Annotated in this window: 13 protein-coding genes and 1 pseudogene; all 14 read left to right on the top strand. The window is 73.2% G+C overall.

Annotated features, from left to right (window positions below; translation table 11 throughout):
• Positions 1–220: 220 nt before the first annotated feature.
• The 14 genes and pseudogenes from ACZ58X_RS12620 to ACZ58X_RS12555 all read left to right on the top strand — a co-directional run bounded on the left by ACZ58X_RS12620 (position 221) and on the right by ACZ58X_RS12555 (position 20,646).
• The gene (locus tag ACZ58X_RS12620; RefSeq protein WP_470333864.1) at positions 221–682 is read left to right on the top strand and encodes an NUDIX hydrolase; all 462 of its coding nucleotides are present in this window, start codon (positions 221–223) and stop codon (positions 680–682) included.
• A 57-nt stretch (positions 683–739) separates the two neighbouring features.
• Positions 740–1,264: an LOG family protein gene (locus ACZ58X_RS12615; protein WP_470333665.1), complete on the top strand. Its 525-nt coding sequence runs from the start codon at positions 740–742 to the stop codon at positions 1,262–1,264.
• A gap of 12 nt (positions 1,265–1,276) precedes the next feature.
• The gene (locus ACZ58X_RS12610) at positions 1,277–1,966 is read left to right on the top strand and encodes an SDR family oxidoreductase (protein WP_470333664.1); all 690 of its coding nucleotides are present in this window, start codon (positions 1,277–1,279) and stop codon (positions 1,964–1,966) included.
• 102 nt (positions 1,967–2,068) lie between these two features.
• Positions 2,069–3,079, top strand: coding sequence for a methionine synthase (locus ACZ58X_RS12605; RefSeq protein ID WP_470333663.1), 1,011 nt, complete (start codon positions 2,069–2,071; stop codon positions 3,077–3,079).
• Positions 3,080–3,098: 19 nt separating this feature from the next.
• Positions 3,099–5,387: an NAD-dependent DNA ligase LigA gene (ligA, locus tag ACZ58X_RS12600; RefSeq protein ID WP_470333662.1), complete on the top strand. Its 2,289-nt coding sequence runs from the start codon at positions 3,099–3,101 to the stop codon at positions 5,385–5,387.
• Between the two features lie 384 nt (positions 5,388–5,771).
• Positions 5,772–7,277, top strand: a pseudogene (locus tag ACZ58X_RS12595) (putative bifunctional diguanylate cyclase/phosphodiesterase); the annotation flags it as partial.
• A gap of 442 nt (positions 7,278–7,719) precedes the next feature.
• The gene (gatC, locus tag ACZ58X_RS12590) at positions 7,720–8,016 is read left to right on the top strand and encodes an Asp-tRNA(Asn)/Glu-tRNA(Gln) amidotransferase subunit GatC (RefSeq protein ID WP_030057414.1); all 297 of its coding nucleotides are present in this window, start codon (positions 7,720–7,722) and stop codon (positions 8,014–8,016) included.
• 5 nt (positions 8,017–8,021) lie between these two features.
• The gene (gene gatA, locus ACZ58X_RS12585) at positions 8,022–9,515 is read left to right on the top strand and encodes an Asp-tRNA(Asn)/Glu-tRNA(Gln) amidotransferase subunit GatA (RefSeq protein ID WP_470333661.1); all 1,494 of its coding nucleotides are present in this window, start codon (positions 8,022–8,024) and stop codon (positions 9,513–9,515) included.
• Positions 9,512–9,769, top strand: a complete 258-nt coding sequence (locus ACZ58X_RS12580) for a hypothetical protein (RefSeq protein ID WP_360232989.1) — start codon at positions 9,512–9,514, stop codon at positions 9,767–9,769. The genes gatA and ACZ58X_RS12580 overlap by 4 nt, the downstream gene beginning before the upstream one ends.
• 72 nt (positions 9,770–9,841) lie before the next feature.
• Complete coding sequence (gene gatB / locus ACZ58X_RS12575) at positions 9,842–11,353, top strand: Asp-tRNA(Asn)/Glu-tRNA(Gln) amidotransferase subunit GatB (RefSeq protein WP_470333660.1); 1,512 nt, start codon at positions 9,842–9,844, stop codon at positions 11,351–11,353.
• Positions 11,354–11,693: 340 nt separating this feature from the next.
• Positions 11,694–11,876, top strand: coding sequence for a hypothetical protein (locus ACZ58X_RS12570; protein WP_470333659.1), 183 nt, complete (start codon positions 11,694–11,696; stop codon positions 11,874–11,876).
• 134 nt (positions 11,877–12,010) lie between these two features.
• Positions 12,011–15,058, top strand: coding sequence for a helix-turn-helix transcriptional regulator (locus ACZ58X_RS12565; RefSeq protein ID WP_470333658.1), 3,048 nt, complete (start codon positions 12,011–12,013; stop codon positions 15,056–15,058).
• Between the two features lie 477 nt (positions 15,059–15,535).
• Positions 15,536–18,469 carry a putative bifunctional diguanylate cyclase/phosphodiesterase gene (locus ACZ58X_RS12560; protein WP_470333863.1) on the top strand — a complete coding sequence of 978 codons (2,934 nt, stop codon included), beginning with the start codon at positions 15,536–15,538 and terminating at the stop codon, positions 18,467–18,469.
• A gap of 329 nt (positions 18,470–18,798) precedes the next feature.
• Positions 18,799–20,646 carry an acetolactate synthase large subunit gene (locus ACZ58X_RS12555; protein ID WP_470333657.1) on the top strand — a complete coding sequence of 616 codons (1,848 nt, stop codon included), beginning with the start codon at positions 18,799–18,801 and terminating at the stop codon, positions 20,644–20,646.
• Positions 20,647–20,651 lie beyond the last annotated feature (5 nt).

The raw sequence follows: 20,651 nt of genomic DNA, 5'->3' as shown, positions 1-20,651 counted from the left end.
CGACACACTCCCCCCCCCCCCCTTCCCCCTCCCGCCCACGGAGCCCCGGGGTCTCTCCCCCCCTCCCTGTGTGGCTTCCGTTTTTCTGGGGCCCCCCCCCCCCCCCCCCCCCCCCCGGGCCCGTTCAGCGCTGCAGCGGGACGGGGTTGTCCGGGGAGTCCAGCCAGGCACACTGAGTCTCTTCGGTGACCGTCAGGCCGAAGCGCCTTTCAGGGCTCCTATCCTCCTGCACATGAGTAACAGCGCCGGGAATCCCCAGTCAACGCCGCTCCACTCGGTGTCCGTCGCCGGGGCGGTGGTGCGCGAGGACGGCCGGGTTCTGGCGATCCGCCGGGCCGACAACGGGACCTGGGAGCCCCCGGGCGGGGTGCTGGAGCTGACCGAGCCGGTTGAGGACGGCGTGTGCCGTGAGGTCTACGAGGAGACCGGGATCAAGGTTCGGGTGGAGCGGTTGACCGGCGTCTACAAGAACGTGAGTCGCGGAATCGTCGCCCTGGTCTTCCGCTGCCGACCGGAGGCCGGGGCGGAGCGGCTCTCCGACGAGTCGGTCGAAGTCGACTGGCTCACACCTGCCGAGGTTTCCGACCGCATGGCCGAGGTCTACTCCGTGCGCCTGCTGGACGCGTTCCGGGACGACACGGCACCGAGCATCCGAACCCACGACGGCCGCCACCTGCTGTGACCCGGCGGCCAAACCCGGTGAGCGGCGGCGGGCGGACGTGATAGACCAGTCGGCATTATGAACATCTGCGTCTTCTGCTCCGCGTACTCGCTCGACGACCGCTACTCCGCCCCCGCCGGCGAATTCGCCCGGCTGCTCGGGGAGGGCGGGCACACCCTGGTCTGGGGCGGCTCCAACGCCGGCCTGATGGGCCTGCTCGCGGACGAGGTGAAGGCGGCCGGCGGCCGGCTGGTCGGCGTGCTGGTCGAGATGCTCAAGCACAAGGCCTACGTCGGCGCCGACGAGTTGGTGATGACCGCCGATCTGGCCGAGCGCAAGCGGGAGTTGGCCGCCCGGGCGGACGCCGTCGTGGTGCTGGTCGGCGGGCTGGGCACGATGGACGAGGTCACCGAGGTGCTGGAGCTCAAGAAGCACGGGATCTTCGACAAGCCGGTCGTCCTGCTGGACACCGAGGGCTTCTACGCGGGCCTGCGCACCCAGCTGGAGCGGATGGACGCCGAGGGCTTCCTGCCGCGGCCGCTGGCCGAGCTGGTCGGCTTCGCCGATACGCCCGCCGAGGTCTTCACACTGCTCAAGGCCTGAGAGGATCGGGCCATGGCTGCACATCTGATCACCGGTGCCGGTTCCGGCATCGGCGCCGTCCTGACCGAGAAGCTCGCCGAGCGCGGGGACGAGCTCTGGCTGCTCGCCCGGGACGCCCGGCGGGCCGGCGAGCTGCGGGACCGCTTCCCCGGCGCCCGCACCCTGGTCGGCAACCTCGGCGACCCCGCCAAGCTCTCCTGGGCCTTCGGGCAGCAGCAGCTGCCCGTCACCCTCGACTCGCTGCTGCACGTCGCGGGCATGGTCGAGCTCGGCACGGTCGGCGACCTGCCGGTGAAGGCCTGGCAGGACACCCTGAACGTCAATCTGGTCGCCCCCGCCGAGCTGACCCGGCTGCTGCTGCCCTCGCTGCGCCTGGCCAAGGGCCACGTGGTGTTCGTCAACTCCGGCGCCGGCCTCACCGCCCACGCCGAGTGGTCGGCGTACGCGGCGAGCAAGCACGGGCTCAAGGCGCTCGCCGACGCGCTGCGCCAGGAGGAGCACGCGAACGGCGTGCGGGTCACCTCGGTCTACCCGGGCCGCACCGCCACCGCGATGCAGGCCAAGGTGCACCAGCAGGAGGGCAAGGAGTACGACGCCGCCCGCTGGATCGAGCCGGAGTCCGTCGCCAAGGCCGTCCTCGCCGCCCTGGACGCCTCCCGCGACGCCGAGATCACCGACCTCACCGTCCGCCCGGGCCGCTGAGGGCCGCTGAGGGCCGCTGACGAACCGACCCGGCGCCGCTGACCGAGGCGCTGACCGGGACACCGGAGAACATCGGCGGCGCCGCGCACTAGGCTCGGACGGGTGAGCACTCCGAACGCCTTCCCCGACCTGCGCGGCGCCGCCACCGGCGTCGGCTCGCTGCCCGGCACCGACGCCCGGGAGGCCGCCAGGACCTCCACCGGGGCGCTGGAGCAGCTGCCGTTCCTGCCCGAACTGCCCGCCCGCGGGCCGGGCGCCGACATGATCGGCCGCAGCGCCGGCCTGCTGGTCGAACTCTTCGCGCAGACCGAGCCCAGCGGCTGGCGGTTCGCCGACCGCCCCGGCCGGGACACCCGCCGCGCCCACTCCTGGCTCGGTGAGGACCTGGACGCCCTGGAGGAGTTCACCCAGGGGTACCGGGGGGCGCTCAAGCTCCAGGCCGTCGGCCCGTGGACGCTGGCGGCCGCCGTCGAGCTCAAGCACGGCGAGAAGGCGCTCGCCGACCCCGGCGCCTGCCGGGACGTCGCCGGCTCGCTCACCGAGGGGCTGCGCCGCCACCTCGCCGAGGTCCGCAAGCGCATCCCGGGGGCCGAGGTGGTGCTCCAGCTGGACGAGCCCTCGCTGACCGCCGTGCTGGCCGGGTCGGTGCGGACCGCCAGCGGCTTCCAGCGGCTGCGCGCCGTCGACCGGCAGGTCGCCGAGGAGGTGCTGCGCGAGCTGGTCCGCGGCCTGGACGCGCCGGTCGTGGTGCACTCCTGCGCGCCGGAGGTGCCGATTCCGCTGCTGCGCCGGGCCGGTGTCGCCGGGATCTCGCTGGACTTCTCCCTCCTCACCGAGCGCCAGGACGACGACCTGGGCGAGGCGGTGGAGGGCGGCACGATGATCCTCGCTGGTGTCGTCCCCTCCGTTGACCAGGCGGTGTCGGACCCGGCCGGTAGTGTCCAGGGGATCAGGACCTTGTGGCGCAGGCTCGGGTTCGCTCCGGAGCTGCTGGGCCGCCGCGTGCTGGTGACGCCGACCTGCGGGCTCGCCGGGGCCTCCCCGGCGTACGCGCGCACGGCGCTGTCGCTCGCCGCGCGGGCGGCGCAGAGCCTGGTGGACAACCCGGAATGAGAACGTAGGAGGGCTTGCGGTGACGGTTGTCGAGGGCTGGGAGGACGTCCCGGCGGAGGTGCGCCGGCGGCACGCCGAGTTGGCGCAGGAGATCACCGACCACCGCGCCCGGTACTACGAGCAGGACGCGCCGGTCGTGAGCGACGCCGAGTTCGACGCGCTGATGCGCGAGCTGGAGGAGCTGGAGGCCGAGCACCCGGCGCTGGTGACGCCGGAGTCGCCGACCCAGCGGGTCGGCGGCGCCCCCACCGCGCTGTTCGCCGCGGTCGAGCACCGCGAGCGGCTGCTCAGTCTGGACAACGCGATGGACGACGAGGAGCTCGGCGCCTGGGCGGACCGGGTCGCCACCGAGCTGCACGGCATCGAGTACCACTACCTGTGCGAGCTCAAGGTGGACGGCCTGGCCGTCAACCTCACCTACGAGAACGGTCAGTTGGTGCAGGCGGCGACCCGCGGTGACGGCCGGGTCGGCGAGGACATCACCGCCAACGTCCGCACCATCAAGGAGATTCCGCACCGGCTCAAGGGCGAGAACGTCCCCGAGCTGGTGGAGATCCGCGGCGAGGTCTACTTCCCGACCGAGGAGTTCGACGCGCTCAACGCCTCGTTCGCGGCGGAGAACGAGCGCCGCCGGCAGGAGAACGAGGAGCGCGCCAAGGAGGGCAGGCGGCCCCGGGCGATGATCCGGCTGTTCATGAACCCCCGCAACGCCGCCGCCGGTTCGCTGCGCCAGAAGGACCCACTCGTCACCGCCTCCCGTCCGCTGCACATGGTGGTGCACGGCATCGGTGCCCGGGTCGGCTTCGACATCGACAACCAGTCGCACGCCTACCAGTTGCTGCACGACTGGGGCCTGCCCACCGCCCGGCACAACGAGGTGGTCGGCACGCTGGCCGAAGTGCGGGCCTTCATCAAGCGCTTCGGCGAGCAGCGGCACTCGGTCGAGCACGAGATCGACGGCGTCGTGGTCAAGGTGGACGAGATCGCCCTCCAGGGCCGGCTGGGCGCCACCTCCAAGTCCCCGCGCTGGGCGATCGCCTGGAAGTACCCGCCGGAGGAGGTCACCGGCAAGCTGGCCGAGATCAAGGTCGGCATCGGCCGCACCGGCCGGGCCACCCCGTACGCGGTGCTGGCCGAGCCGGTGAAGGTGGCCGGCTCGATGGTGCAGTACGCGACGCTGCACAACCAGGACGTGGTCAAGGCCAAGGACGTCCTGCTCGGCGACACCGTGGTGCTGCGCAAGGCCGGTGACGTCATCCCGGAGATCCTCGGCCCGGTCTACGACCTGCGGGACGGCACCGAGCAGGCCTTCGTGATGCCCTCGCACTGCCCGGAGTGCGGCACCGAACTGCGCCCGATGTCCGAGGGGGACATCGACCTGCGCTGCCCGAACGCCCAGCACTGCCCGGCCCAGATCCGGGAGCGGATCGCCTTCCTCGGCGGGCGCTCCTGCCTGGACGTCGAGGGGCTGGGCTACGTCGCGGCCACCGCGCTGACCCAGCCGCTGGAGCCGGCCGAGGCCCCGGTGCACAACGAGGGGGACGTCTTCGGGCTGACGGCGGAGCAGCTGCTGCCGATCAAGGTGCTGGTGCGCGACCAGAAGACCGGCATGCCCAAGCTGGACGACCGGACGGGCAAGGAGAAGGAGGTCTTCTTCTTCGCCACCACCAAGGGCGAGCCGAAGAAGTCGCTGCAGACCCTGCTGGACAACCTGGAGGGCGCGAAGGACCGTCCGCTCTGGCGCTTCCTGAACGGCCTGTCGATCCGGCACGTGGGCCCGGTGGCGGCGCAGGAGCTGGCGCGCGAGTTCCGTGACCTGGACCGGATCTTCTCGGCCACCGAGGAGGAGTTGGCGGCGGTCGAGGGCGTGGGTCCGACCATCGCCCGCTCGATCCGGGAGTGGTTCGAGGAGGAGTGGCACCGGGAGGTCCTGGAGAAGTGGCGGGCCGCCGGGGTCCGCTTCGTCGAGGAGTTCGCGGACGATGAGGAGGCGGAGCGTCCGCTGGAGGGCCTGACCGTGGTCGTCACCGGGACGCTGGCCGGCCACACCCGGGACGGCGCCAAGGAGGCGCTGACCTCGCGCGGAGCGAAGGTGACCGGTTCGGTTTCGAAGAAGACCGACTTCGTGGTTGCCGGTGATAACCCTGGGTCCAAGTATGACAAGGCAGTTCAGCTCGGCCTGCCGGTCCTGGACGACGCCGGCTTCGCGGTGCTGCTCGCCGACGGACCGTCTGCCGCCCGTGCCCACCTGGGACTTCCGGAGCCCGCGGCGGCGCAGGAGAGCGTCGGGGCACCCGCGGAGGGCTGAACCGGGCGGACCCGAGCGGCCGCCGGCCGGATCCGGGTTGTTATCGTCCTGATGCGGCGTCACCGGGTGCCGTCCGGTGAAAGCGGGCATTGTGTCACTGTGCGACACCCGGGCGCGGTGGCGCGTTTCCGGTTGTCCGAAAGTCTGCCCACCGGGGAGACCCCGGCATACCCTGGAGCGCAACAGAGTGTCAGCAGGAGTGGGGGCACCGGCCGAGCCGGTGCTCCTCGGGGTCGCTCCATGCCCGGCAGCTGTCGGTACCGGAACGGTGCCTCACCGTAAGGCGGCCTGACGGGGCGGGCCCGACGGAGGACAGGGCTTATGGATCGTTCGACCGGCGGCGCGCCCACACGCCCGCCGCAGGGGGTGGCAGGTGCGGTCCTGCTGCTCGGCGTGCTGCTGGCCGGAGCCGCGCCGCTCATCCCGCTGGCCGTCCTGGTCTACCGGTTCGAACCCGAACTGCTGCCGCTGTTCGCGGTACCGCTGGCCGTCCTGGTGGCGGCCTGGCGGATCGCCCGGGACCGGGCCCGCGACCAGCTGACCGATCCCCTGACGGATCTGCCCAACCGTCAGGCCTTACTGCTGGCCGCCCAGGAGGCGATCGTCGAGCGCGAGGAAGGCTACAGCGTCGGCCTCATCCTGCTTGACCTCGACCGCTTCCGATCACTCAACGACACACTTGGTCATACGGCCGGTGACCGCCTCCTGGTTCACATCGCCCGCCGACTCCACCGGGCGCTGCGCTCCGGCGGCCCGGCCGGCAGCGCCACCCGGGAGTCCATCGACGACGTCTTCGCCGGCCTGCCCCGGCACTACCGGCGCGGACGCCCCATGGTGGCCAGGATGGGCGGCGACGAGTTCGCCGTCCTGCTCCCCGGCATCAACTGCCCCGACAGCCTGGAGCGGGTCGCCAAGGCCCTGATCGCCGAACTCGCCGCGCCGATCCGGCTGGACGGCCTGCTGCTGGTGCTGGAGGCCAGCGCCGGCGTCTGCGTCTACCCGCAGGGCGCCCAGGACGCCGAGTCGCTGCTGCGCCGCGCCGACGTGGCGATGGGCCACGCCCAGCGCGAGTGCAGCGGGGTCGCCCAGTACGACGAGACCCAGGACGCCGACACCCCGTACCGGATCGGCCTGCTCGGGGACCTCCGCCGGGCCCTGGAGACCGGCGAGGTGCAGCTGCACTACCAGCCCAAGGTGGCCTTCGACGGCCGGGTGGTCGGGCTGGAGGCCCTGCTGCGCTGGGAGCGGCCCGGCCAGGGGAAGGTCTCCCCGGACGAGTTCGTCGGGCTCGCCGAGTCCAGCGGACTGATGCCCCGGCTCACCGACTACGTGCTGGAGGCGGCGGTCGGCCAGCTCGCCTACTGGCGCGACCAGGGCCTCCAGGTGCAGGTCGCGGTCAACGTCTCGCCGCGCGACGTGCTCAACCCCGGCTTCGCCCAGCGCGTCGCCGGGCACCTGGTCCGCCACCAGGTGCCGGCCCACGCGCTCCAGCTGGAGATCACCGAGCGGCTGCTGCTGGACGACTCCCGGCGGGCCGCCGACACCCTGGCCGAGCTGCGCGGCTACGGCGTCGGGATGTCCCTGGACGACTTCGGCACCGGGCACTCCTCGCTGGTGCGGCTGCGCAGCCTGCCGGTCGGCGAGCTCAAGATCGACCGCTCCTTCGTCTCCCGGATGGTCGCCGACGACCACGACGCGGCGGTGGTCCGCTGCTCGGTCGAGCTGGCCCACTCGCTCGGCCTGACCGTGGTCGCCGAGGGCGTGGAGGACGACGAGACCTGGGAGCGGCTGCACTGCATGGGCGTGGACGCCGTCCAGGGCTGGCTGGTGTCCGCCGCGCTGCCCGCCGAGCAGGCCACCGCCTGGCTGCGGGTGCACCGCACCACCGGTGCCCCGACGGTGGAGCGGCTCGGCGCGCCGCCGCAGCTCCCGTCGATCATCAAGCCGGTCGACCGGTCCGCCGCGGTCAAGCCGGCCGACCGGCCGGCCACGCTGCCCCCGGTGCTGCCGCCGACCCTCCCGCCGGTGCTGCCGCCGGCCCTGCAGGCCGGGCAGCGCGGCCAGGCGCTGCCCGCCGCGCAGGTCGGCTTCCAGGCGCCGGGCGCGCAGGGTTGGGCCCGTACCGGGCCGCAGTAGCCGCAGGGGTGACGGGGGTGACGGGGGCGGTAACGGGGCCGCGGGTCCACTCGTTGGCCGGTGGCCGGGCCGGGCCCCATAGGATGGGGTCCAAAGACCACGAGGACGGAGCGCCGAACCCGGCTGCTCCTGCCCGGGCCCGGCACCGCCGCAGGCGTCGCCGGGTCTCACCAGAACTCACCCTGAGGATCGCTGCATGCCTGGCATCACGCGCGAGGAGGTCGCCCACCTCGCCCGGCTGTCGCGTCTTGAGCTGAAGCCCGAAGAGCTGGACCACTTCGCCGAGCAGCTCGACGTGATCATCGGCGCGGTCGCCCGCGTTTCCGAGGTCGCCGGACAGGACGTCCCGCCGACCTCCCACCCGCTGCCGCTGACCAACGTCATGCGCGCGGACGAGGTGCGGCCGTCGCTGACCCCGGAGCAGGCGCTGTCCGGCGCCCCCGCCGCCGAGGAGCAGCGTTTCCGTGTGCCGCAGATCCTCGGGGAGGACTGACCGAGATGACCGAGCTGATCAAGTACACCGCGGCCGAGACCGCGGGCGCCATCGCCAAGGGTGAGGTCTCCGCCGTCGAGGTCGCCCAGGCGCACCTGGACCGCATCGAGGCCGTCGACAAGAAGGTCAACGCCTTCCTGCACGTCGACACCGAGGGCGCGCTGGCCGCCGCCAAGGCCGTCGACGACAAGCGTGCCAAGGGCGAGGAGCTGGGCCCGCTGGCCGGCGTCCCGCTCGCGCTCAAGGACGTCTTCACCACCAAGGGCATCCCGACCACCTGTGGGTCCAAGATGCTCGAGGGCTGGATCCCGCCCTACGACGCCACCCTGACCACCCGTCTCAAGGACGCCGGCGTGGTCATCCTCGGCAAGACCAACATGGACGAGTTCGCGATGGGCTCCTCCACCGAGAACTCGGCCTACGGCCCGACCGGCAACCCGTGGGACCTCACCCGCATCCCGGGCGGCTCCGGCGGCGGTTCGGCCGCCGCGCTGGCCGCCTTCGAGGCCCCGCTGGCGATCGGCACCGACACCGGCGGTTCGATCCGCCAGCCCGGTGCCGTGACCGGCACCGTCGGCGTCAAGCCGACCTACGGCTCGGTGTCCCGCTACGGCCTGGTCGCCTTCTCCAGCAGCCTGGACCAGGGCGGCCCGTGCGCCCGCACGGTGCTGGACGCGGCCCTGCTGCACGAGGCCATTGCCGGCCACGACCCGCTGGACTCCACCTCGATCGACGCGCCCGTCCCGGCCGTGGTCGAGGCCGCGAAGATGCGCGACGTCCGCGGCATGCGGATCGGCGTCGTCAAGGAGTTCGCCGGCGAGGGCTACCAGACCGGCGTGATGCAGCGCTTCGACGAGTCGGTGGAGCTGCTGCGCGAGCTGGGCGCCGAGGTCGTCGAGGTGTCCTGCCCGTCCTTCACCCTGGCGCTGCCGGCGTACTACCTGATCGCGCCGTCGGAGTGCTCCTCCAACCTGGCCCGCTTCGACGCCATGCGCTACGGCCTGCGGGTCGGCGACGACGGCTCGCGCTCGGCCGAGGAGGTCACCGCGCTGACCCGCGAGGCCGGCTTCGGCGACGAGGTCAAGCGCCGCATCATCCTGGGCACCTACGCCCTCTCCTCGGGCTACTACGACGCCTACTACGGCTCGGCCCAGAAGGTCCGCACGCTCATCTCGCGGGACTTCGACGCCGCCTTCGCCGGTGTGGACGTGCTGGTCTCGCCGACCACGCCGACCACCGCCTTCCCGATCGGCGAGCGCGCCGACGACCCGATGGCGATGTACCTGGCCGACCTGTGCACGATCCCGTCCAACCTGGCGGGCAACGCGGCCATGTCGCTGCCGGTCGGCCTGGCGCCGGAGGACAATCTCCCGGTCGGCCTGCAGATCATCGCTCCCGCGATGGCGGACGACCGCCTGTACCGCGTGGGCGGCGCCGTCGAGGCCGCACTCAACGACAAGTGGGGGCACACCCTGCTGGAGGAGGTACCGGCACTGTGAGCAAGATCGAGAAGGCCAAGGCCCCGAGCTCCCTCAAGGGGTGGAAGCACAGCAAGCCCGGCCTGTGGCTGTCCATCGGCACCAGCGCGTTCGGTGCGGTCTCCGTGGTCAAGGACGTCCGCAAGGCGCGCGAGGAGAGCGACACCCTCAAGCTGGTCAACGCCCTGGTCGGCGCCGCCGCGCTGATCACCGGCACCGCCCTGCTGGTGCGCGAGCTGCGCCAGCTCGCCTCCGACGACGTGCTGCTGGGCTGACGCCCCGGCCCGGCCCCGCGCGACGCGGTGGCCGGGCCCGTACCTCCCAAGCTTCAAGTGAGAAGGGACGCTGTGAGCGTCATGAACCTGGTCTCCTACGAGGACGCTCTCGCGTCGTACGACCCGGTGATGGGCCTTGAGGTCCACGTCGAGCTGGGCACCAAGACCAAGATGTTCTGCGGTTGCTCGACCGAGCTGGGCGCCGAGCCGAACAGCCAGACCTGCCCGACCTGCCTGGGCCTGCCGGGCTCGCTCCCGGTGGTCAACGCGGTCGGCGTGGAGTCGGCCGTCAAGATCGGCCTGGCGCTGAACTGCGAGATCGCCGAGTGGTGCCGGTTCGCGCGGAAGAACTACTTCTACCCGGACATGCCCAAGAACTTCCAGACCTCGCAGTACGACGAGCCGATCGCCTTCAACGGCTACCTCGACGTGCAGCTGGAGGACGGCTCGACCTTCCGGGTGGAGATCGAGCGCGCCCACATGGAGGAGGACACCGGCAAGTCCAGCCACGTCGGCGGCGCCACCGGTCGCATCCACGGGGCCACCCACTCGCTGCTCGACTACAACCGGGCCGGCATCCCGCTGATCGAGATCGTCACCAAGCCGATCGTCGGCGCCGGCGAGCGCGCCCCCGAGGTCGCCAAGGCGTACGTGGCCGAGCTGCGCGAGCTGATCAAGGCGCTGGGCGTCTCCGAGGCCCGGATGGACAAGGGCCAGATGCGCTGCGACGTCAACCTGTCGCTGCGCCCGAACGGCACCGAGACCTTCGGCACCCGCTCGGAGACCAAGAACGTCAACTCCCTGCGCAGCGTGGAGCGGGCCGCCCGGTTCGAGATCCAGCGGCACGCCACCGTCCTGACCGACGGCGGCACCATCGTCCAGGAGACCCGTCACTTCCACGAGGAGGACGGCTCCACCACCTCGGGCCGGATCAAGGACAACGCCGAGGACTACCGCTACTTCCCCGAGCCGGACCTGGTGCCGGTGGCCCCCGCCCGGGCGTGGGTCGAGGAGCTGCGGGCCGGGCTGCCGGAGCTGCCGCGGGTGCGCCGCGCCCGGCTGCAGGCCGAGTGGGGCCTGTCCGACAAGGACATGCAGTCGGTGCTCAACGCCGGTGCGGTGGAGCCGATCCAGGAGACCATCGCGGCCGGCGCCCCCGCCGACCAGGCCCGCAAGTGGTGGATGGGCGAGCTGGCCCGGCGCGCCAACGAGACCGGCACCGAGCTGAGCGAGCAGCCGATCACCCCGGCGCAGGTCGCCCGGGTCGCCGCGCTGGTCGCCGAGGGCAAGCTGAACGACAAGCTGGCCCGCCAGGTCATCGAGGCCGTGCTGGCCGGCGAGGGCGAGCCGGACGAGGTCGTCGCGAAGCGCGGCCTGGCCGTGGTCTCGGACGACTCCGCGCTGGGCGCCGCGGTCGACCAGGCCATCGCCGAGAACGAGGCGATCGCCGCCAAGATCCGCGACGGCAAGGTCGCCGCCGTGGGCGCGCTGGTCGGCGCGGTCATGAAGGCCACCCGTGGCCAGGCGGACGCGGCCCGGGTCAAGGACCTGATCCTGGAGCGGCTCGGCGTGGAAGGACAGTAGGCACGGTCTGGAGCGGCTCGGCGTGGAAGGTCAGTAGGCACGGTCTGGAGCGGCTCGGCGTGGAAGGTCAGTAGGCACGGTCTGGAGCGGCTCGGCGTCTCCCGCTGAGTCATCCATGGGTTCTTAGGCCGTCAAGCCCGCCTTCCTAAGGCGCCTAAGGCATCTAAGGCCCCCTAAGTAAGGCCTAAGGCCCCGTCTCACCTACATATCTAGGTGAGACGGGGCCTTAAACCTTTTCTGGCACGGAATCTAAGGCACTCGGCCTTCGGAAGATGGGGCACGCTCCCGATGTGGCACCCCCCACTGGGGGAGGAAGCTCTTACATGTCAGGGAAACGAAGGTGAAACCCGAGGGGGAACCCGAAGTGATCGAGTACCAGCTCATCCAGCAGCAGGCTCACGAGCTCGAAGCCCGCGCCGAGCACGAGCGTCTGGTCCGCGAGGCCAAGCAGGTGGCCCGGCTGCGCCGCCGTCCGGTGGCCGCCCGCTTCCAGCGGCGCCCCGTGCGTCAGACGGAATGCTGACGACCCGGCACCAGGACGGTGCCGATGCAGTTCCGGAGGGGGAGGCGCCGCGGGTGAGCGCCTCCCCCTCCGGGCGTTCGCCCCGCGAGATAACCCCTCTCACCAGTGGCTCCGGCTATGGCATGCTCGCCTCCATGCAGCAGATATCGGTGAGTCCCGTCTTCGTCGGCCGCGGCAGCGAGATCACCGAACTGACCGACGCGCTGCGCCGGGCGGGCAGCGGCAGCCCGCAGGCCGTACTGATCGGCGGCGAGGCCGGGATCGGCAAGACCCGGCTGCTGGAGGAGTTCCTGCAGCGGGCCGCCGACGGGGGAGCGGTCACCACGCTCGGCAGCTGTCTGGAGGTCGGCGCCGAGGGCCTGCCCTACGCCCCGCTGGCCGCCGCGCTGCGTCGGCTGCACCGCTCGCTGGGCACCGAGTTCGAGGCGGCCGCGGCCGGCAGCGAGGGCCATCTCGCCCGGCTGCTCTCCGAGTTCGGCGAGGGGGACGGCGAACCCAACGACGAGTACGGCCGGGCCCGACTGTTCGAGCACACCGCGAGACTGTTCGAACGGTTCGGCGCGGAGCGTACCCTCGTGCTCGCGGTGGAGGACCTGCACTGGTCCGACCGCTCCACCCGCGAGCTGCTCGCCTTCCTGGTGCGCACCCTGCACCGCTCCCGGGTGCTGCTGGTCGCCACCTACCGCACCGACGACCTGCACCGCCGCCACCCGCTGCGCCCCTTCCTGGCCGAGCTGGAGCGGCTGCGCACCGTGCAGCGCCTGGAGCTGGCGCGGTTCGGCCGTCGCGAGGTCGCGGCCCAGCTGGCCGGCATCCTCGGCACCGGCGCCCCCGACCGCCAGCTGGTGGACCGGATCCTGCGCCGCTCGGAGGGGAACCCGTTCTTCGTCGAGGAGCTGGCCACCGCTTTCGAGGACGGCTGCGGCGCCGGCCTGACCGACTCGCTGCGCGACATCCTGCTGGTCCGGGTGGAGAGCCTGGACGAGGAGGCCCAGAAGGTGGTGCGGATCGCCGCCGAGGGCGGCTCGCACGTCGAACACGCCCTGCTGGCGGCTGTCCTGGCCGACGACGAGGAGGAGCTGATCGAGGCGCTGCGGGCGGCCGTCGGTGCCAACATCCTGCGCCCGGACAGCGAGGGCGAGGGCTACCGGTTCCGGCACGCGCTGGTCCGCGAGGCCGTCTCGGACGACCTGCTGCCCGGTGAACGGCACCGGATCAACCGCAAGTTCGCGCTCGCCGTGGAGGCCCGGCCGCAGCTCGTCCCGGCGGACTCGCTGCCCGCCCGGCTGGCCAACTACTGGTACCACGCCCACGACCCGGCCCGGGCGCTGCCGACCGCCCTGGACGCCGCCCGCGCGGCCCGGCGCCGCAATGCCTTCGCTGAGCAACTCGGCATGCTGGAGCGGGCGTTGGAGCTGTGGGACCTGGTCTCCGAGGAGGTGCTGGCGCACACCCTGCGCCCGTACGACTGGGCCGAGACCTACCCGCCCGGTTCTTGCGACCACAGCCCCGCGGACGCGGACTGCGACCGGATCCAACTGGTCGACGTGCTGGCCGAGGCGGTGGTCGCGGCCCGGCGCTGCGGCGACCGCGAGCGCGGGCTGAGCCTGGCCAAGCGCGGCATCCGGCTGGTCGACGAGGCCGAGCACCCGGTGCGCGCGGCCTGGTTCCGGATCAACCGGGCCCGGATGCTGGGCAACCTGCGCCGCTCCGGGGACGACGAGGAGATCACCCGCGCCCACCGGCTGGTGGAGCACCTGCCGCCGTCCGCGACCCAGGCCGAGGTGTTCGCCCTGGCCGCGGGCGTGGCGGTGGTCCGGGCGCCCCGTCTCCAGCACCTGGAGCTGGCCGAGCGGGCGATCGGGATCGCCCGGCAGGTCGGCGCCCACTCCGTCGAGGTGCACGCCAGGATGACCCTCGGCAGCCTGCGCTACGACCTGCTGGGCGACGCCGAGGGCGGGCTGGCCGAGCTGACCGCCGCGGTCGAGCGGGCCCGGGCGCTGGGCATCCCCGACCTCCTGCTGCGCGGCATCAACAACCTGGCCAGCATGCAGCGCGGACTGGGCCGGGCCGAGGAGGCCGTCCGACTGGCCCGGGAGGGGCTGGAGTTCGCGGACGGCAACGGGCTGCAGCGCAACATCGGCAACATCCTGACGGGCAACCTGGTGGAGGCGCTCGCCGATCTCGGGCAGGTCCGGGAGGCGGAGGAGCTGCTCGACGCCAGCGAGCTGATCGGGCTGCCCGGCTCCCACGCGGAGTTCCTGGACCGGATGCGCGGCGACCTGGCCGTGCTGCGGGGGGACTTCGCGACCGCCGCGACCATGCTGGCCCAGGCCCGGGCCGCCAACCGGGTCGGCCAGGCGCAGCACAGCGTGCCGATCAGCCGGCTGGCGGTGCGGATCGCCGCGCACAACGGGCGGCCGCTGGACGCCCGGGCGGAACTGCTCGCCGCGCTCGCGGAGGAGGGGCGGCTCGGCTACGAGTCCGACGTCTACCCGCTGCTGGTGGAGGCCGCCGGGGTGGAGGCGGACAGCCTGGGCGTGCCGGAGACCGCGGCGGGCCGGGCCGAGGTGCTGACCGCGATCGCCGCCGCGGCCACCCAGCTGCGGCCCCAGTCGGCGCTGCACCACGGCTGGGCCCGGCTGCTGGCGGCCGAGCTGGCCCGGGCCGCGGCCGCCGACACGGCCGCGCAGTGGGCGCAGGCGGCCACCGAGCTGCGGGCGACCGGCCTGCCGTACCCGCTGGCGCTCGCCCTGCTGCGCGGCGCCGAGGCCCAGGTGCGGGCGGGGCGGCGCGAGGCCGCGACCGAACTGCTGCGCGAGGCGGGCGAACTGGCGGCCGCCCGGGGTGACCGGCCGCTCGGGGCGCAGGTCACCGCACTGGCGGAGCGCGCGGGGCTCACCCTGGCCCCGGTGGAACGCCCGGCCGCCACGGGCGGACCGGTCCCGACGGTCGGGGACCCCTTCGGGCTCACCCCCCGTGAGCGGGACGTGCTCCGGTTGCTCGCCCGGGGCTGGACCAACCGGCAGATCGCCGAGGAGCTGTACATCTCTCCGAAGACCGCAAGCGTGCACGTGTCCAACATCCTGGGCAAGCTGGAGGTCGGCGGCCGCGGCGAGGCCGCCGCGCTGGCCCACCGGTTGCGTCTGTTCCCCGACGACCTGGCCCCCTCGGGCCGGTGAACCCGCAGGTCGCCGACCGTGTCCGGACGGTCGGCGACCGGTGCCGCCGGGGTGGGCGGGCGCCGTCGCGTGCTCCCGTGCGCGCCGCGTGAGCCCCTGTCCGCGCGCCGCCGCCAACCGGGCCGATCGGTCGGAATCGGGTGCCTTTCCCCGCCCTGTCGCCATTACTCTAAGTTGAGTGTGCGTGTCATTGAGTGACGGAATTGGTGTAGGGTCCCGAACGGGAGCATCGGTGCGGTGCGGTGGCCGGACGGCCGCCCACCCCCTGGGCCGCCGTCCCGACGGGGCGCCAGGCCACCGCGTACGGTCGAGAGGTGCGCGGCCGGTGGTCCGTGGCCGGGGCGCCAGGCCCCGGGCCGGAGGGGGAGAGGCCGAGTGAGCTCCACCGATACGGTGCTGCCCGGATCCGGACGACCGGGCGTACCGCCCGCCGACACGTCCGCGCCCGAGCCGCCGGGGCCGGTCGGACGCGGCCCGCTGGGCCGGCTCCGGGAGAGCCGCTCGCTGCCCGGCCTGGTCCTCGGCGCGCTCTGCCTGGCCTATGCGCTGGGCGCCGCCACCAACTGGGGATCCAGCCAACTCGCCTCCTTCATGGGCGACTTCGGGCTCGCCGCGGCGGCCCTGGCGGCCGCGCTGTCCTGCCTGGTGTACGGCTGCACGGTCGCCGGCCACGCCCGCCCGGCCTGGCTGCTGTTCGGCCTCTCCTCGCTCATGGTGGCCTTCGGCAACGGCACCTGGGGCTGGTACGAGGTGGTGGTGCGCACCGCGCTGCCGCAGGACTCGCTCGCCCCGTACGCCTTCCTGCTGTTCGCCCCGCTCGCCATCACCGGCGTGCTGGTGCTCGCCCAGCACCCGCGGACGGCGGCCGGCTGGCTGTGCCTGCTGCTCGACGGCTGGCTGATCGCCGGCTCGCTGTTCACCCTCAGCTGGAGCCTGGCGCTCGGCCGGATCGCGGCCGGCGAGGCCGGCTCCCCGCTGCGGCTGGCCCTCAACCTGGCCTACCCGGTGCTGGACATCCTGCTGGTCAGCCTGGTGGTGGGGCTGCGCTTCGGAGGCCGGGACGGCAACCGGGCGGCGGTGCACACCGCGATGCTCGCGCTCGCCGTCACGGTCATCTGCGACGCCCTGTTCACCTCCCCGGAGCTGCACAGCAACTACCACTCCGGCGAACTACTGGACGCCGGCTGGTTCTCCGGCAGCCTGCTGCTCGCGTGGGCGCCGTGGTCGTCGCGCTGGCGCCGCCCGCTGCGCGAGCACCCCTCGGCCGGCGGCCTGCCGCGCCGCCGGGTGGCCACCACGTTCAGCGCGCTCACGCCGTACGCGGCCGCCGCGGTGTGCACCGCCGGAATCCTCTACAACGCCCTCGGTGGACGGCCGTTGGACCGCGTGGTGGCCGCGGCCGCGTGCACCGTCGGGCTGGCGCTGATCCTCAGGCAGGGCGTCATGCTGCTCGACAACCTCTCGCTGGCCCAGGAACTCGCCCACAAGGAGTCGCATTTCCGCTCCCTGGTGCAGGGCTCCAGCGACGTCATCATCATCGCCGGGGCCAACGGCGTGCTCTCGTACGTCTCCCCGGCGGCGCTGGGTGTCTACGGGCGGGACCCGGAGGAGCTGGTCGGCGGCAACCTGCTGGACCTGGTCCACCCCGAGGACGTGGACCGGGTGCTCGCCGAGGTCCGCCGCTACCTCGCGCGGGTGCGGCTCGCCGCCCACCGCACCCCGGGCACGGTCGAGCCCTCGGCCCGGGTGGAGTGCCGGATCAGCTCCGGGATCGGGGAGTGGCTGCACGTCGAGTCGACGGTCAGCCGGCACCGCGACGGGCTGCTGCTGAACAGTCGGGACGTCACCGAACGCGTCATGCTCCAGGCCCAGTTGCAGCACAACGCCTTCCATGACCCGCTCACCGACCTGCCCAACCGGGCGCTGTTCACCCAGCGGCTGCGCGGCGCCCTCGGCACCCGCGGCCAGCAGGGCGGGACGGGCGCCGGCGTCGCGGTGCTCTTCCTCGATCTGGACGGCTTCAAGGCGGTCAACGACACCGCCGGCCACCAGGTCGGCGACGAGCTGCTGGTGCAGGCCGCCCGCCGGCTGCAGGGCGCCGTCCGCTGCGGGGACACCGTGGCCCGGTTCGGCGGCGACGAGTTCGCCGCGCTGGTCTGCGGACCGCTCGGCCGGCTCCAGGTCCAGGAACTGGCCGAGCGGCTGCGGGTCGCGCTCTCCGAGCCGTACTGGATCGGCGGCGTCGAACTCGGCGTCGCCGCCAGCATCGGCATCGCCTTCGGCACCCCCGAACGCGGCCCGGCCGCCGACCCCAGGGCCGCCGCCGACGAGCTGATGCGCAACGCCGACCTGGCGATGTACCGGGCCAAGTCCGAGGGCAAGGGCCGGGTGGTGCTCTACGCCCCCGCCATGCGGGCCGACCTGGAGCGCCGCACCGAGCTGGAGGAACGGCTGCGGGTGGCCGTCCGGGAGGGCGGCTTCACCCTGCTCCACCAGCCCGTGGTGGACCTCTCCAGCGGCGCGGTGACCGCCGTCGAGGCCCAGGCCCGCTGGCGTTCGGCGGGCGGGCTGCTGCTCACCCCGGCCGAGTTCATGCGCTCGGCCGAGCACGGCGACGCGGCGACCCGGTTCTCCCGCTGGCTGGTGCACGAGGCGGTGGCGGCCGCGGCCGACCGCCGCGACCCGGCCGGCCGGCGCCCCGGCGCCCCGGCGCCCGTCCCGGTGGCCGTCCGGCTCTCGGTCGAGCGGCTCTGCTCGCCCGGCCTGTACGAGACGGTGGCCGCGGCGCTGCGCGACAGCGGGCTGCCGGCCGGCGAGCTGGTGATCGAGGTGGCCCGGATGGGCCCGGACCCGCTCGCGGACGAGCTCGGCCGCCGGCTGGCCGCGCTGCGCAGACTCGGCGTCTCCACCTGGCTGGCCGGCTACGGCGCGGGCAGCGGCTCGCTGGGGGCGCTCGGCCGACTGCCGCTGGACGGGCTCAAGCTGGACCGCACGCTGGTCCAGGACCTGGGCGAGTCCGCGCTCAGTCGCACCCTGGCCGGGCACGCCCTGCGGCTCGGCCGGGACCTCGGGATGGCCACCGCCGCCGACGGGGTGGACCTCCCCCGGCAGGTCGCCGCCCTCCAGGAGCTGGGCTGCCGGCTGGGCCAGGGCTCGGCCTTCGCCCCGCCGCTGGACGAGACCCGGCTGCGCCGGGCGCTGGCCCGCCGCGGCTACCCGCTGCCCAAGCCGCTCGGCTCGCTCTCCGCCCGCCGCGCCCACCTGGCCGCGGACACCCGGACGAGTGGCCGCCCGGACGCCCAGGGCGGACGTGTCGCACCTCACCACGGGGCCCCCGACCTGCCCGAACACCGGGCCGTGGCCGGTCCGGGAGCCGGTCCGCATGGCGAGACGGTCATCCCACCTGCTTGACACGCCACCCCGGACGGGAGGAAGGTCGTTGCCATGCGCACCCGAATTCTCGTACTTGGCGGGCGCGTCGGCTGAGTGGGCTCGCACGCCCCGCTCGTGACAGACCGACGCGCCACCCCTCGCATGCCCTTGGGCACGAGGGGTTTTTTGTTGCACTGACGCTGTTCCCACCGCAAGACCCCTGGCCCCGACCGCCCCGAAGCGTCCGACTTGTCGGAATCGGCGGGACGATTGAGGCAGAGCCGGCGATCGGCCCGGACCGGGACCCCACCCTCGCAGCACCGGGGCCCGCAGCACCGGGCCGGCAAAACCCGAGAAGAGACAGGCAGATGACCGAGCACGCCGCATCCCCCCGCCGCGGGGACACCCCGGCCGCCCAGGCTCCCCAGCACGTCGTCGAGACCATGACCGGCGCCCAGTCGCTCATCCGCTCGCTCGAGGCCGTGGGCGCCGACACCGTCTTCGGCATCCCGGGCGGGGCCATCCTTCCCGCGTACGACCCGCTGATGGACTCGGTCAAGGTGCGCCACATCCTGGTCCGGCACGAGCAGGGCGCCGGTCACGCCGCCACCGGGTACGCCCAGGCCACCGGCCGGGTCGGGGTCTGCATGGCCACCTCCGGCCCCGGCGCCACCAACCTGGTCACCCCGATCGCCGACGCGTACATGGACTCCGTGCCGATCGTCGCGATCACCGGCCAGGTCGCCTCCAAGGCGATCGGCACCGACGCCTTCCAGGAGGCGGACATCTGCGGCATCACGATGCCGATCACCAAGCACAACTACCTGGTCACCGACCCGGCCGAGATCCCCCGGGTGATCGCCGAGGCCTTCCACATCGCCGCCACCGGCCGCCCCGGCCCGGTCCTGGTCGACATCGCCAAGGACGCCCTCCAGGCCACCACCACCTTCCGCTGGCCGGTCGAGACCGCGCTGCCCGGCTACCGCCCGGTCACCAAGCCGCACGCCAAGCAGATCCGCGAGGCCGCGAAGCTGCTGGTCGCCAGCAAGCGCCCGGTGCTCTACGTCGGCGGCGGCGTGCTCAAGGCGAACGCCACCGCCGAGCTGCGGATCCTCGCCGAGCTGACCGGCGCCCCGGTCGTCACCACCCTGATGGCGCTCGGCGCCTTCCCGGACAGCCACCCCCAGCACCTGGGCATGCCCGGCATGCACGGCTCCGTCCCGGCCGTCACCGCGCTGCAGAAGTCGGACCTGCTGTTCACCCTCGGCGCCCGCTTCGACGACCGGGTCACCGGCAAGCTGGACAGCTTCGCCCCGTACGCCAAGATCGTGCACGCGGACATCGACCCGGCCGAGATCGGCAAGAACCGCCCGGCGGACGTGCCGATCGTCGGCGACGCCCGCGAGGTGCTGGCCGACCTGATCGTCGCCGTCCAGGCCGAGTTCGACGCCGGCCACAAGGGCGACTACGCCGAGTGGTGGGAGAAGCTCGACGAGTGGAAGAAGACCTACCCGCTGGGCTTCGAGCCGGCCCCGAACGGCCAGCTCTCCCCGCAGCAGGTCATCGAGCGGATCGGCCAGCTGGTCGGCCCGGAGGCGATCTACGCGGCGGGCGTCGGCCAGCACCAGATGTGGAGCTCGCAGTACATCCGCTTCGAGAAGCCCGGCACCTGGCTCAACTCCGGCGGCGCCGGCACCATGGGCTACGCCGTCCCGGCGGCGATGGGCGCCAAGGCGGGCCGCCCGGAGTCGGCGGTCTGGGCCATCGACGGCGACGGCTGCTTCCAGATGACCAACCAGGAGCTGGTCACCTGCGCCCTGAACGACATCCCGATCAAGGTCGCGGTCATCAACAACGGCTCGCTGGGCATGGTCCGGCAGTGGCAGACGCTCTTCTACAACCAGCGCTACTCCAACACCGTGCTGCACTCCGGCCCGGAGCACGACGGCATCGCGCCGCCGGCCCAGGGCACCCGGATCCCCGACTTCGTCCTGCTGTCCGAGGCGATGGGCTGCGTCGGCCTGCGCTGCGAGCGCCCCGAGGACCTGGACGCGGTGATCCGGCAGGCGATGGAGATCAACGACCGCCCGGTGGTCATCGACTTCATCGTCCACCAGGACGCGATGGTGTGGCCGATGGTCGCGGCCGGCACCAGCAACGACGAGATCCAGTTCGCCAAGGGCGTCCGGCCCGACTTCGGCGACGACCTCGACTGACCGCC

The organism is Kitasatospora sp. NPDC040550 (assembly GCF_055594965.1).
This window is presented reverse-complemented; position numbering and strand designations above follow the sequence as displayed.

Coding starts and splice junctions, on each gene's coding strand:
- ACZ58X_RS12555 (WP_470333657.1), top strand. CDS start 18,799: ATGACCGAGCACGCCGCATCCCCCCGCCGCGGGGACACCCCGGCCGCC.
- gatC (WP_030057414.1), top strand. CDS start 7,720: ATGCCTGGCATCACGCGCGAGGAGGTCGCCCACCTCGCCCGGCTGTCG.
- ACZ58X_RS12610 (WP_470333664.1), top strand. CDS start 1,277: ATGGCTGCACATCTGATCACCGGTGCCGGTTCCGGCATCGGCGCCGTC.
- ACZ58X_RS12615 (WP_470333665.1), top strand. CDS start 740: ATGAACATCTGCGTCTTCTGCTCCGCGTACTCGCTCGACGACCGCTAC.
- gatA (WP_470333661.1), top strand. CDS start 8,022: ATGACCGAGCTGATCAAGTACACCGCGGCCGAGACCGCGGGCGCCATC.
- ACZ58X_RS12565 (WP_470333658.1), top strand. CDS start 12,011: ATGCAGCAGATATCGGTGAGTCCCGTCTTCGTCGGCCGCGGCAGCGAG.